At 44.5% G+C, this 13,932-nt stretch carries 11 protein-coding genes; 6 read left to right on the top strand and 5 right to left on the bottom strand.

Annotated elements, in window-relative coordinates; genetic code table 11:
- Positions 1 to 58: 58 nt before the first annotated feature.
- From BLS59_RS09740 to BLS59_RS09730, 3 genes are all read left to right on the top strand, one after another.
- The gene (locus BLS59_RS09740) at positions 59 to 2,326 is read left to right on the top strand and encodes a tetratricopeptide repeat-containing sensor histidine kinase (protein ID WP_091148382.1); all 2,268 of its coding nucleotides are present in this window, start codon (positions 59 to 61) and stop codon (positions 2,324 to 2,326) included.
- Positions 2,327 to 2,340: 14 nt separating this feature from the next.
- Positions 2,341 to 4,599 (top strand): tetratricopeptide repeat-containing sensor histidine kinase, encoded by a 2,259-nt coding sequence (locus BLS59_RS09735; protein WP_091148381.1) that lies wholly within the window; start codon positions 2,341 to 2,343, stop codon positions 4,597 to 4,599.
- A gap of 144 nt (positions 4,600 to 4,743) precedes the next feature.
- Positions 4,744 to 5,583: an oxidoreductase gene (locus BLS59_RS09730; RefSeq protein WP_091148380.1), complete on the top strand. Its 840-nt coding sequence runs from the start codon at positions 4,744 to 4,746 to the stop codon at positions 5,581 to 5,583.
- Between the two features lie 144 nt (positions 5,584 to 5,727).
- On the opposite strand, the gene BLS59_RS09725 is transcribed toward BLS59_RS09730, so the two are convergent.
- From BLS59_RS09725 to BLS59_RS31565, 4 genes are read right to left on the bottom strand one after another with little or no spacing between them, the layout of a single operon-like run.
- Positions 5,728 to 6,870, bottom strand: coding sequence for a VWA domain-containing protein (locus BLS59_RS09725; protein WP_091148375.1), 1,143 nt, complete (start codon positions 6,868 to 6,870; stop codon positions 5,728 to 5,730).
- Positions 6,860 to 9,127: a DUF5682 family protein gene (locus tag BLS59_RS09720; RefSeq protein ID WP_091148370.1), complete on the bottom strand. Its 2,268-nt coding sequence runs from the start codon at positions 9,125 to 9,127 to the stop codon at positions 6,860 to 6,862. Before BLS59_RS09720 ends, BLS59_RS09725 begins: the two co-directional genes overlap by 11 nt.
- Before the next feature lie 16 nt (positions 9,128 to 9,143).
- Positions 9,144 to 10,220 carry an ATP-binding protein gene (locus tag BLS59_RS09715; RefSeq protein ID WP_091148367.1) on the bottom strand — a complete coding sequence of 359 codons (1,077 nt, stop codon included), beginning with the start codon at positions 10,218 to 10,220 and terminating at the stop codon, positions 9,144 to 9,146.
- A gap of 11 nt (positions 10,221 to 10,231) precedes the next feature.
- Complete coding sequence (locus BLS59_RS31565) at positions 10,232 to 10,606, bottom strand: hypothetical protein (protein WP_162842584.1); 375 nt, start codon at positions 10,604 to 10,606, stop codon at positions 10,232 to 10,234.
- Here BLS59_RS31565 and BLS59_RS09705 point away from each other — a divergent pair.
- Entirely contained in the window at positions 10,494 to 11,024 is a 531-nt protein-coding gene (locus tag BLS59_RS09705) for an outer membrane beta-barrel protein (RefSeq protein WP_091148362.1), read from the top strand. The two genes, BLS59_RS31565 and BLS59_RS09705, sit on opposite strands and share 113 nt — an antisense overlap.
- A 115-nt stretch (positions 11,025 to 11,139) precedes the next feature.
- Here BLS59_RS09705 and BLS59_RS09700 read toward each other — a convergent pair whose 3' ends face one another.
- Positions 11,140 to 11,613, bottom strand: coding sequence for a helix-hairpin-helix domain-containing protein (locus BLS59_RS09700; protein ID WP_091148360.1), 474 nt, complete (start codon positions 11,611 to 11,613; stop codon positions 11,140 to 11,142).
- A gap of 87 nt (positions 11,614 to 11,700) precedes the next feature.
- Between BLS59_RS09700 and BLS59_RS09695 the strand changes: the two genes are divergently transcribed.
- A complete protein-coding gene (locus tag BLS59_RS09695; RefSeq protein ID WP_240315203.1) occupies positions 11,701 to 12,423 on the top strand; it encodes an ImuA family protein in 723 nt (240 codons plus the stop codon).
- Positions 12,424 to 12,426: 3 nt separating this feature from the next.
- A complete protein-coding gene (locus BLS59_RS09690) occupies positions 12,427 to 13,923 on the top strand; it encodes a Y-family DNA polymerase (protein ID WP_091148358.1) in 1,497 nt (498 codons plus the stop codon).
- The last annotated feature ends 9 nt before the right edge of the window (positions 13,924 to 13,932 follow it).

Below are 13,932 nucleotides of genomic sequence, written 5' to 3'. Positions count from 1 at the left end.
TGACGTCGCTATGCAGCAGGTTTTCTAAACACCCGAAAACGCCTGCCTTATCGCACCGATGACTAAATTTATACTGTTATTATTTGTTTTAGCGTTTGTCGCATTTCCTTGTGAAAGCCAGATCAGGGATAACCATGACCTGCGGGAGAATATTGCACGATCTGAAAAAATGGCGAACGATACCAACCGTTTAAATATGCTTGGAAATATCGCGGCATATTATTTTGTACATGCAAATGATAATAATCACGGTATAGATACCGCGCTGACATATTTTCAGGATACCTATAAATTAAGTAAACAACTACACCCTGCATCCGGCCATTTTACCGTGGAAAGATGCATGGGTTATCTTGGGATGACCTACCTGGCACTAAATAAAAAAGAACAGGGTACGCAGTTTTATTTAGACGCTATTAAAAGTCTCCACGCAAAACGGCAAGACGCGGCCGAAGCCCGCGCTTGGTACAAACTGGGCTTGTATACCACCACTTATCGCAACGGAGATGTGCCTGCTGTTTCCAATGCTTTTAAAACCGGTATTGCAGCTTATAAAAATGCAATAAGCATTTATCACCGCACCAATAGCACCAAAACAGAAATCCAAATGCGCCTTGAATTGGTAAACCTTTATTTTCAGGCTAATCACAAGGATTCGGGAAGGTACGAGTGCCGGGAAATGATAAAAACTTATGAGAACTCTAATTATCCGGAAATTGATGAAGCCTATTATATACTATCTTCTCAAAACCGCTACGCGGGCAACCTGAATATTTCATTGACTTACATATTAAAGGGGGTTACCCATATGTTAAAAACCAATGATACTACCAAAGCCGAAAAGCTTTATGGCGAGCTGGCCGAAGTTTACCAGGCACTTGGGCAGGCCGAAAACAGTATCATCTGGTATAGAAAAACTATTCAACTCCGGGAAAATATTCCCAATACTCCACAAATAAGCATAGTCCGTACGGTTGGTTTTCTCGTTAAGGAACTGATTAAGGTTGGGAGGCCAAATGAGGCACTTAACGAGATCGTAACTACCGAAAAAAAATCCCCTCCCGAAAATGACTTTATGAAGGGTACAGTTGCGGGCATAAAAGCAAGTTGTTATGATGCATTACATAAAACACAGCTTGCGGAGAAAACCTACCTGGATATGATGAGGTTAATTACCCCCGTTTTCGGTTATATTTACCAAAGCATCGCTCAATTAGAGATCACTAATTTTTATGTAAAGAATAAAAAGTTCGATCAGGCCGCCTTCTACCTGAATGACTTAAGGAAAAGAGGAGGCTTCCCACTTGCAGAGCAGATGGAATTACATTTACTTTGTTATAAAACAGACTCGGCCAGGGGTAACTATCAATCGTCGTTAACTCACCTCAGCGCTTACAAAGCCATGAGCGATTCTGTTTTCAGCGTAACTAAAAACAGGCAGATCGCCGAATTGCAGATCATCTATAAAACCGAGCAAAAAGAAAAAGACATCAGCCTTTTGAAAAAAGATGGACTTTTACAGCGCGAACTGGTATATCATGCAAATAACTTTCGTAACCTCACATTTGCAGGAATTTGTTTAATGGCGCTTTGTATGGCATTCCTTTACAAAAACTATCGGGAAAAGCAGCATAACAATAAATTCCTTAACAAACTGGTTACCGAAAAAGAAGGGCTGCTGGAGGATAAAGAATGGCTTATTAAAGAAATACACCACAGGGTAAAAAACAACCTGCAGATAGTGATGAGCTTATTGCAGCAGCAGGCTGCTTATGTAGATAATGAAAAAGCCCTGGAAGCTATTCAAAACAGCGAGAACAGGATGCAGTCTATCTCCCTGATCCATCAAAAGCTTTACCAGTCAGACAGCCTGGACCTGATCAGTATGCCCGAATATATGGATGAACAGATCAGCTATCTAAAAAGCAGCTTCGACCTGGATAAACGGATCTATTTTGAAAAACAGGTAGATGCTATTGAGCTTGATGTGTTGCAGGCCGTGCCACTGGCCTTAATTTTTAATGAGGCCGTTACCAATGCTATTAAATATGCTTATCCGGATAACAAAATCGGAACCATTAGAATTCATCTCCATAGAACGGAACAAGACCGGGCGGTATTAAAGATCATTGACCACGGTGTTGGCATTACAGCGGGTTTTAACTTTGGAAAGATCAAATCGCTTGGTATGAACCTTATGAAGGGCCTCAGCAAACAATTAGGCGGGAAACTGGAAATAGAAAATACAAATGGTGTAACTATTAATGTTACTTTTAAGATAACAAAACCGGTTACGCCCGGCAGGATCTCTTCAAAAGAGCAATAAATAATACAGCAAATATGCGCAAAGGTTTATTCCTGTTACTGATACTTAGCTTTTCGATATTTCCCTGCTTTAGCCAAACAATTAAAGAGCAGGAATTAAAGCGGGATATTGCCTTATTAAAAAGAAATATTGCTGATACTACACGCTTAAGGTTATTGTCGACTATTGGTGTTGCCTTCTACTATAAGGCAACACCAACAGATCATTACCTTGACACCGCTTTAACTTATGTTAAAGAAGCGTTTGAACTAAGCACACGGCTAAATTTAATTGGCGGTAACTATTCCATTAATACCTGCCGAAAAAACCTGGGAAGGGTATATATCGGGCTAAATGACACGGAACGCGGCAAGCAGCTTTTTGAAACCGCTATAAAGGATTATCATATAAAAAAGCAATATTTATTAGAAGCGCGAAGCTGGTTAAAACTTGCGATGTGCTTACTTTACTATGAAAAGGGCACATCTTCACCCACAACCGTAGTCGCGAAAACCAGTACCAGGTGTTTAAAAAACGCCATCCTGCTGTTTGATCAATTAAAAGAACATCAGGATGAAATAAATGCCCGTTGCGCTCTTGCCGATGAATATTTTGCGATAGGCTATATCGATTCAAGTCAAGCACAATGCATGAGTGTGATAAAAAAATATCAGTTTTCCAGGTATGCCGGGGTTGAAGGAGCTTATTTAGTGCTGTCAGCCACCAACCGCTATCGGGGTAATTATAATATTTCATTGCCTTATATTTTAAAGGGTATTGAACGCATGGAGAAATCTGCTGATACTATAAACCGGGAAGTTTATTACGGTGAACTGGCGCAGGTATACCAGGAACTTGGACAAGCAGAAAACAGCGTAATCTGGTACAGAAAAACAATAAAACTTCGTGAGCAAATTCCCAACTACCCCCAGATCGCTATTTTCAGGACTGTTGGATTTGTTGTGCGGGAATTAATAAAGGAAAACAAATTAAACGAAGCGCTAAATGAAATAAATAGCGCCGAAAAAAGACACCCGCCACAAACCGATTTTATAAAAGGTATTGTTGCCGAAATTAAAGGTTATTGTTACGAGGCCAAAAATGAAATACCCCTTGCTGAGAAAAGTTATCTCGACATGATACGGCTAATGTCGCCTTCACTTGACCAAAAAATGTTTAATGCCTTTGCAAAGCTTGATATAGCGAAATTTTATGCAGGGCAAAAAAAATTCATAAAGGCCGGCACCTATTTACCCGGATTATTAGATGAAGGCCTATTGGCTTCTGATAACATGAGCATTCAGTTGCTTTTGTATAAAGTAGATTCGGCCAAAGGTAATTTTCGCTCATCCCTGAACCATTTACGAATATATAAAACGATCAGCGATTCATTATTCAGTGTATCCAGGAACAAACAGATAGCTGAGCTTCAAATAAAATACAAAATAGATCAGAAGGAAAAGGACATTAATTTGTATAAAAAGGATGCACTGTTACAACGCGAAACGGCATTACATGCCAACAACGCCCGCAATTTAACCTTTGCTGGAATTGTGTTAGTGATACTTTCCATGGCGTTTCTTTATAAAAACTATAGATCTAAACAGCGGGTTAACAACTCCCTCAACCAGGTGATCCTCGAAAAAGATGTTTTACTGGAGGATAAGGAATGGCTTATCAAGGAAATCCATCACCGGGTAAAAAACAACTTACAAATAGTTATGGGGTTGCTGCAACGCCAGTCGGCATACATCAACAACAAAGAAGCGCTGGAAGCCATTCGGAACAGCGAGAACCGGATGCACTCTATCGCGCTCATCCATCAGAAGCTTTATCAATCCGCAAGTTTGGACCTGATCAACATGCCAGACTATATAGAAGAACAGATCAGCTACCTGAAAGATAGTTTCGACTTGGATAACAGGATACATTTTGAAAAACGGGTAGACAATATTGAACTGGATGTTGCACAAGCCGTACCGTTGGGGTTAATCTTTAACGAGGCCATCACCAATGCTATCAAATATGCTTACAGCGATAATGAAACCGGGGTAATTAAAATTGAGCTTATTCAAAAGGAAAACAAGCTGAACGCATTAACAATTACTGATTATGGCAAAGGCTTGCCGGTAGATTTTGACTTTGAAAAAATACGATCCCTCGGTATCAACCTCATGAAGGGGTTGAGTAAGCAGTTAGGTGGCAAGCTGGAAATAAATAATATGAACGGCGTATCAATCAGCTTATCCTTTAAAACTGAAAAACCAAAATCTGGCTCGTCAAACATTTCATAGCAACTTTATATCGCTGAATCATTACTAAAATACGATATACGGCAATATATAATTTGAATAAACTAACACAAATAGCTAATAAACAATAAGTTAAATAAAGGCATAGCTTTTGAATCAGGACAAACTCAACAAAACATTAAAAAAATGAGCAATAAAAAAACCTGGTTCATTACCGGAACCTCCCAGGGCATAGGCCTTGACCTTGTTAAAAAAGCACTCGTAAAAGGCGACAACGTTGCAGCCACAGCCCGCAACCTGGAAACACTTAAATTGGCCATCGGAACAAATCCGGATAATTTTCTGGCACTCCAGGTAGATCTTCAGAATGAAGAAAATATTGCCGATTCAGTAGCACAAACTATCGCCAAATTTGGCAAAATCGACTACCTGGTTAACAATGCAGGCTACGGTTTGCTGGGAGGCGTTGAAGAATCCTCAGATGAGGAAGTTAAGGCAAACTTTGATGTCAATGTTTTCGGCTTACTGAATATAACCCGTGCAGTACTGCCGCACATGCGAAAACAAGGCTCAGGGCATATCTTTAATCTATCATCGGTATTCGGATTGATTGCTGGGGCCGGATGGGGTATTTATTGTGCCACAAAATTTGCCGTTGAAGGTTTATCGGAGGCGCTTGCACAGGAAGTTAAACCATTTGGGATTCATGTAACTATCATCGAACCCGGATATTTCCGTACAAACTTTTTAAATAACGGATCGATTAAAGTCCCGGTAAAGCCAATCGCCGCTTATACAGAAATTGTAGAGATCAAACGTAAACATGAAAAAGATATTCCCGGTAATCAGGCGGGCGATCCCGAAAAGGCCGCCGATGTAATTATAAGCACAGCCGCACTTGCTGAACCTCCGCTACGGTTGCTTTTGGGGTCTGATGCCTACCAGTATGCAAATTATAAAATTCAAATGCTCCAGGAAGGCATGGAAGCTTATAAAGAAGTTACCTTTTCAACAGATTTTAATTAATAATTGAGATACAAAGCCGGCGATTACCTCAAGGCTTTGTATCATCATACCCTTACTTTAACTTGTTATTACAGAACAAGTAATAACGTTAGAGGCTTTTACCAGCGCTGTTTTAGTAAATGAGCCAAACCAAATTAATCTTCATCAGGCCTTTACAATCAATTCCTCCCTGGCAGCCCACAAACCAATATCCTGTTTAGTTAATGCGGCGGCCATCAGCTCCGGAAATTTATCAGGCGTACAAGCAAAAACAGGCACACCCAGATCGGCCAGGAACTGGGCATTACGGTGATCATATGAGGGCGCTCCGTCGTCGTTGAGGGCTAAAAGTACGATAAGCTGCACACCTGCGGCTACCAGTTCAACCGCGCGGCGACGCATCTCATTAACATTGCCGCCTTCATACAGATCTGTGATCAGCACCAGCACCGTATCGGCCGGCTTGGTCACTATTTGCTGGCAATAAGTTAAAGCCGCGTTAATGTCGGTACCGCCGCCAAGCTGCACGCCGAAAAGCAATTCCACAGGATCGGTCAGTTCTTCTGTCAGATCGGCAACGGCTGTGTCAAACACCACCATTTTTGTTTTTATAGCCGGGATGGAAGCCATCACACTGCCAAATATACCTGAGTAAACCACAGACGACCCCATCGAACCGCTTTGATCAAGGCAAAGGATCACGTCTTTTAAAGATGATCGCCTGCGACCGTAGCCCACCCTGCTTTCAGGAATAATAGTCTGATATTCGGGCTGGTAGTGCTTCAGGTTTTTAAGAATGGTAGCGCCCCAGTTAATTTCGCTGTGGCGGGGCCGTGTGTTCCGGATACTCCTGTTCAGGCTGCCGGTGATGGCCTGACGGGTAGGTTCGGCCAGCTTTTTGATCAGTTCATCAACTACTTTACGCACTACCTGCCGGGCCGTGTCTTTGGTTTTATCAGGAATCACCCTGCTTAAGGTCATTAAGGTAGCCACCAGGTGAACGTCCGGTTCAATATTTTCCAACATTTCTTTTTCAAAAAGCATCTGGGTTAAGTTCAGCCGTTTCAGCGCATCCTGCTGCATCACCTGTACCACGCTGGCCGGAAAAAATGTACGGATATCGCCCAGCCACCTGCTTACATTTGGCGAGGATGCGCCCAGGCCACCGCTTTTATTACTGTCATACAAAGCTTCAAGTGTATGGTCAACCTTGAGGGCGGCTTCGTCTAAATTAAACTGCGTTCCTTCCTGTTGATGACCACCCAGGATCAACCGCCATTTACGCAGGTGCTGTGGTTCAATTTCCATTTGGATCAATTTGATACTTGTTTAAACCTAATAGCTTCATCATTACCGGGAGTCCTTTTTTACCCCGTTCGTTATCAAAATTTGCAATTACCGTAGTGTGCTGTTGCCCGGAAGCCCCTCCGGTACGCACTTTTTCTCCTAACTTCCTGCGTTCCGGGCTTGAAAAATTGGCAAATGTACGGCGCAGTAATGGCAGCACCTGCATAAACGTATCGTCAGTTAAACCTGAAACCCAGTTATCAATTACCTGCCACAAGTCCTGGTCAAGCAATAATAAAGTGCCGCTGCCTTTTAAAAATCCTTCCAGCCAGGCTGCCGATATAACTGGCGCGGTTGCTGCCGACATCGCATAGCCAAAGTATTGCATCAATTGATCGCCTGTTAGCAACTTACTATCGTTTAACAAGCGTGTACTGTAACCACTTATTACCGGCGATGTATTTTTATTCCCCGCAATTACCTGCAAGGTTTGCTGCCAGCCTGATGTTGTTTCGGGTTCCTGCAATAGATTAATACCGTCGTTCAGTTTATAGAACAGGCCAAGCAATTGCTGAGCGGCATCATCATCAATAGCTACACAGGCATTGGGCAAACTGATGCAGATACGGGTAATGATGCTGCTGATAATGTTTAATACCACCGTGGCATCTGTTTTACGCACATTGCCGTAGCGGGCCACAGTGATTAATCCAGGCACCACCTCCATCAACTCAATAACATCTGCAGAAGCGGCTGCTAAATTGTTTAGGTGATTGATAAGCACCTGTATCGCTTCGGGCAGTTCAGCCGGGATGCTTTTCTCCAGCAAGTCGCTGATCAGCTTCAGGTCTGTTGCAACCTTAGCCTGGTTTAATACGCTATTAACCGCAGCCTCTAAAACCGTATTCCCTAAATTACCACGCTCAATAATTTCAACAGCATAGCCCGGGTCCCATTGCAGGCGCCATTGCTCTTTAAAAGTTCCCTTACCGGCAACATATTGCTGCCGGCCCCATGGAATACCCAGTAGGGTAATCCGGTGCAGGAAAACGCTCCGTTCCAGGTCCGTATCTTTGCGCAAATCAAGCGTGTAATCTTTAAAATCGGCAGTGGCGGGTAGCCTTAGTCTTTTTTGTAGTTTTTCAATATCCAGCTGCAGCGGAGGTTTTGGTATTTCTAAAGGCACCTCGCCTATTTGGTGCCCAACGATTAACTCGTCATGTACCAGTTTCAGCAGGATACTCTCTCCGTTGCATAATACGCTCAACGTTGCTTCATTCAATTCTTCTAATCCCACCTTAGGCAGGCCACGTAACGAAGCCAATGATCCGGCCAAACGCACCGCCTCTATAATATGCGCGACCGAAGTATCCATTTGCTGCTTGCGGAACAATTGAGCCACATGGGCCATCCACAAGGTGCCATCATCCTGCGGATGGTTCCATACATGGTTATACCATCCCGGTGAATTGATACCGGCGCCATACCCGCTGTAAAAACTTAAGCGGTTAAATGTCCATGGGATCCAGGTGCATTCGGTTTTTACTTTGGGCAGGCCTTTAAGTAATTCATTATCATCTTTTTGCGACGCCTTATTTTGCAGGGCAGGTACATGCCACGCACCGCAGATCACCGCTATGGTATGGAACATCTCTTTTTTGGCCTGCCGGATGGAGCGGCGCATATAGGCCTCGCGCAATTGTTCCAGCTTTTTATCCTTTTGCGGCAAGCTTTCACGCAGCGCCTGCATGGCTTCGGCTACCGCATCAAATACCTCGTCATTATTCAGCCGATATTCAAAGGTGTGTTCCCACCATTTTTCATCATCGGCAAAACCTGCAGCGTCAGAAAGATAGCTGATAGGTCTTTTATACGATCCTTCATAAGACTGTGCTTCCAGATTTATCGTGTCGGGATTAACCGGAATATCTTCTTCTTTTAGTTCACGCTGTTCTTTCTCTATGAGCATTTGGTTGCCAGCTGGCAGATCCATAAAACGCACATGAATATTTTGCTTGCGGGCATACAGGATAGCCTGCCACTCGGGCGAAAAATCTGCAAAGGGATAAAACACCGATCTTTGCGGATCATCCGGCTGATAACAAAGTAAAGCAACGGGAGGTTTTAAACCTTCATTACCTACCCATTGCAGCATGCCATCGGCCTCCGGCGGACCTTCCACCAGAACAATATCCGGCCTAACCGATTCCAGGAATGCTTGTACATTTCTTGCCGAGCCGGGGCCGTGGTGACGTATACCTAATATATTGATACCCATTGGTAATTACTAAATATTATAAGTCGCGGCAGGCACGGTAAATATCGCTCCAGTCATTCCTGGGCTTAACAACTGTTTCCAGATATTCCTGCCACACCAGCTTATCCTGTACCGGGTCCTTGATCACCGAACCGATGATACTGGCTGCAAGGTCTGCTGCTTTCAAAGTCCCATCGCCAAAGTAAGCGGCCATGGATAAACCACTGTTCACAACCGAAATAGCTTCGGCGGTGCTTAGTGTACCTGTAGGAATTTTGATCTTGGTTTTGCCATCCAAAGTTACCCCACTGCGCAGTTCACGGAAGATGGTCACGATACGCCGGATCTCCTGTAATGCCGGTGGTTCGGCCGGGAGTTCCATCACCTTTTCGAAACTTTCTACCCGGCGGCGTACGATGTCTATCTCCTCCTCAATAGATTCGGGTAAAGGCAATATCACCGTGTTAAAACGGCGTTTTAAAGCGCTGGATAATTCATTTACGCCCTTATCGCGGTTATTGGCCGTGGCTATGATGTTAAATCCTTTGATGGCCTGCACTTCGATATTTAGTTCGGGTACCGGCAATGTTTTTTCAGATAGGATAGTGATTAGCGTGTCTTGCACATCAGCGCCGATACGTGTCAATTCTTCCAGTCTTACAATCTTGCCATGCTTCATGGCCCGCATAACCGGGGTTTCTACCAACGCGCCTGCCGAAGGCCCCTCTGCTATCAGCCGTGCATAATTCCAGCCATACCGCACCGATTCCTCGCTGGTACCCGCTGTTCCCTGGATGATCAACGTAGAATCTCCGCTTACGCCGGCCGCCAGGTGTTCGCTTACCCAACTTTTAGCGGTTCCCGGTAAACCATATAACAGCAAAGCACGATCGGTAGTGAGCGTTGCCACAGCTATTTCGATAAGGCGGCGGTTGCCAATGTATTTAGGGGATACCTCAAACCCGTTTTTAAGTTTGCCGCCCACCAGGTAAGTAACTACCGATTGCGGCGAAAGTACCCAATTGGCCGGACGTTTGTCATTATCCTGTTTCTTTAGTTCTTCCAGTTCGTGTGCAAATAATTGCTCTGCATGCTGACGTAATAGCTGTGACATGTTAAGGTATTTTATGCGTTAAATGCTTTAAGCGTTTGTTGCTTTAAGCCCAGTAATTTGATAAGATGATGCTTGCTCTTCTCCCAAGCATTTTGCAGGTTGGCATCTCCGGGCGCTATTTTTTCAAGCTGATGAATAATGGAGGCCGGGATGAGGCTAATGTATTTATGGAAGAAAGCGCGATTATATACATAAGGATTATTAGCCATATACAATAATACAGATGCGGCAAACTCCACGCCCCATTCCTGGTCGCAGTTAAGCGCAACATTGATGGTATTTTGCTGGTCGTTAGCAAAAAACCGGAGCAGAGAAGCACAATTAAGTTTAAATGGGAACATCACTATCAGCATGAGTAAAGCCTGGAACCTGGTTATGAATTCCAATTTACAGTATACGAACTTGCAAAATATTTCAAATACTATGTTGCAAAATAACGGCCTGTCGGGTTCATTCGGTATCTCAAATACCCTGCAAGTAAATAAAAAGTTTACTATTTCTACCTTCTTTGGAAATTTCAAACCGCCCATTGGCCTACAGGGTTATACATCGAGTCAATGGTTTTATAATATTACGCCCTCGTATAAGTTTTTTAAAGACAAACTGGTTCTAACAATAGCCGCGGCCCGGTTTTTTTCAAACTATGTAACGGTAAAAACGGTACAAAGTGATCCCAACTTTCATTCTGAAAATTTAAACTCATTTCAGGCTAGGAATTTAAGGTTGGGTATTATTTGGAATTTTGGGAAACTTACCGAAAAAGTTTCCAGGAAAAAGGGTATAAATAATGATGATGTGCTTTGAGTGCCTAATTTGTCAAAATATCTTTCAACGAATGAACATCCTTTAAAGCATCAGGAATAATTCTTTCGATAATCCCCTGCTCTGAACCGCTTCAGCGAAAAAACTCAACTGCGCATCATTTTTGATATTGGGGTAACTCGTGCCAGGGTTTGACCGGCCGGTCAGCCGGGAAACCAAATTCCTTGCGATAGGCTTTCCGTTCCGCCGTAAAATCCCACCAGCGTTTACTTTCGTCCTTATGCGCAATATAATGCACCAATAAACGGTAAGAATCTTCCACACATGGATCGGCCCAGGCCCCGCAATGCCGCTCAAAAGCGTCAAACAGTTCTACCGCTGACTTGCCTTTTAATTGTTCCAGTGAATAATAACCCTGCCCGATCAATTCCTCGGCAAAATTGATACCGAGTGAAGGAATACTTTGAAATTCAGCCAAAGCCTGCAATTCCTTAGCGCGTTGTGGCGATGCATTTAACACCGTTGCGATCTCGTCCGGTGCGTAATCCTGCAATAGTTTATGACTGATCTTTCTTGCTTTTAAGCTTTGCTTTTCAGTCTCGGTCAAGCGATAGTTAATGGTCTTTTTCATGATTAAAAACAAAAGTGGGAAATATTTTGTAATTATTTCTATAAAATGCTAAAAATATTAGTATAACTTTACAATCCCGAATTTAATATGATGGCTGAAGCGAAAAGAGAACTGATCGAGCGGTTGCAAAAGGATATTTTGCAATGGGAAGGCTATAGGCCACCGGCCAGCGATGCGCGTAATACCTTAGGTTTGGGGTCGATTGAAGCGGCATTTCCAAATGGGGTTTTCCCAGTAGCGGCGGTGCATGAATTGGTTTGCGGTTCTGCGGAACAGGCGGCGGCAGGCGGTGGTTTTGTGACCGGGATACTTTCGACACTATTGAAGCAAGGCGGCGTAGGCGTTTGGATCGGAAGGTCACGTAGATTGTTTGCACCGGCACTAACCGTCTTTGGCGTACTACCGCATAAGGTTATTTTTATCAGTTTAACTAAAGATAAGGACGCCTTGTGGGTCATGGAAGAAGCCCTGAAATGTGTGGGCCTGACGGCAGTAATTTGCGAAGTGGGTGAATTGGATTTTAAACAATCCCGGCGTTTGCAGTTAGCGGTAGAACAAAGCCGGGTTACCGGTTTTGTTTTGCGGAACGATACCCAATTAAACTCAACAGCTTGCGCGGCGCGCTGGCAAATCAGATCATTGCCCAGTGCCGATTTGAACGGCCTGCCTGGTTTGGGTTTCCTGCGCTGGCAGGTTGAGTTATTAAAAGTGCGTAACGGGCAAACAGGTACCTGGGTGTTGGAGTGGCAGCAAGATCATTTTGTGATAGTGGAAGAAACGGTCATGATAGAAGAAAGGCAGGTAGGGTGAGCAATGCAAAAGCGATTTATGGCGATCTGGTTCCGGCATTTGCTGACGGACGGTTTGGCGCTCCGCCGGCCGCAATTGAAAGAGCTGCCATTTGTATTGGTGATGCCGGTGAAGAACCGTATCGTGATTACCGCTTCCAGCCGATTGGCAGAGCAACAGGGTGCTTTTACGGGTATGGCGGCTGCCGATGCGCGGGCGGCAGTTCCTGAACTCGTCGCTATTGATGATACACCAGGCAAAGCAGCGAAACTATTACGCTTATTGGGCCTATGGTGTCTGAGGTATACACCCATTGTTGCTATTGACCTGCCTAATGGCTTAATCCTGGATATTTCCGGCTGCGCACATTTATGGACGGATGAGCGCGGCTACCTCAAAGAAATTGTGTTAAAGTTGCGTAATGCCGGTTTTGACGCCAGGGCAGCAATTGCTGACACACCCGGCGCGGCTTGGGCCGTGTCCAGGTTTGCCAAAATTTCCCCTATTGTTGCCATCGGAAAACAGTCACAAGCCATAGCAAGTTTACCTCCGGCCGCTTTAAGGTTGGAGCCTGAAATATTGGAACGGCTGCAAAAGTTGGGGTTTCGAACCATTGGGCCATTGCTATCTATGCCCGCACCAACTTTACGGCGGCGATTTGGCACGACTTTATTGACACGGCTGGACCAGGCCTTAGGCAAGATTAATGAAGTTTTAACGCCTATTGTACCACCTGTGCCTTATGTGGAGCGCCTGCCTTGCCTGGAGCCGGTACGTACTAAAGTGGCGATTGAGATCGCTATTGAAAACTTACTTTCCGCGCTTTGTTTACGCTTACAGGCCGAAGGCAAAGGCTTGCGTAAAGCTATACTCAAATGTATCCGCATTGATGGCCGTACCGTACAGGCAAGCATTACCACTAACCGGGGTTCGCATAGTGTATCGCACCTGTTCAAACTATTTGAATTACAGGTCGCCAAGATCGAACCGGCTTTGGGTATCGAACTATTTGTCCTGGAAGCCGCCAAAGTAGAAGATATGGAAACGGTGCAGGAACAGATTTGGGCGCTCGACCGGGGCTTAGCCGATACCGCGCTGGCTGAATTATTGGATCGTGTAGCTGGAAAAGTTGGTGCCGAAGCCATCCAGCGCTATTTACCTGCCGAACATTACTGGCCCGAACGCTCGGTAAAAATAGCCGTTTCGCTAACCGAAGAACCACAGACCGCATGGCCGGAGCAAATGCGGCCTATCCGTTTGCTAAATAACCCTGAAGCTATTGAAGTGATGGCTTTGGTACCGGATAACCCGCCTAAAACATTTATTTATAAAGGCAAACGGCATAGCATTATTAAAGCGGATGGCCCGGAACGCATCGGGCGGGAATGGTGGCGAGACGGCGGGGAACACCGGGATTATTTTGTGGTGGAGGACAGCGAGGGGCAGCGTTATTGGGTATTTCGTTCAGGGCATTACGATGGCGGGGACGCGCGGTGGTATTTACATGGTTATTTCGCTTAGTATAAGGCA

Origin of the sequence: Mucilaginibacter pineti, assembly GCF_900101875.1 — a bacterium.
Lineage (GTDB): Bacteria > Bacteroidota > Bacteroidia > Sphingobacteriales > Sphingobacteriaceae > Mucilaginibacter > Mucilaginibacter pineti.
Note: the sequence above shows the minus strand (reverse complement) of the source record. Positions and strands in the feature narration are given on the sequence as shown.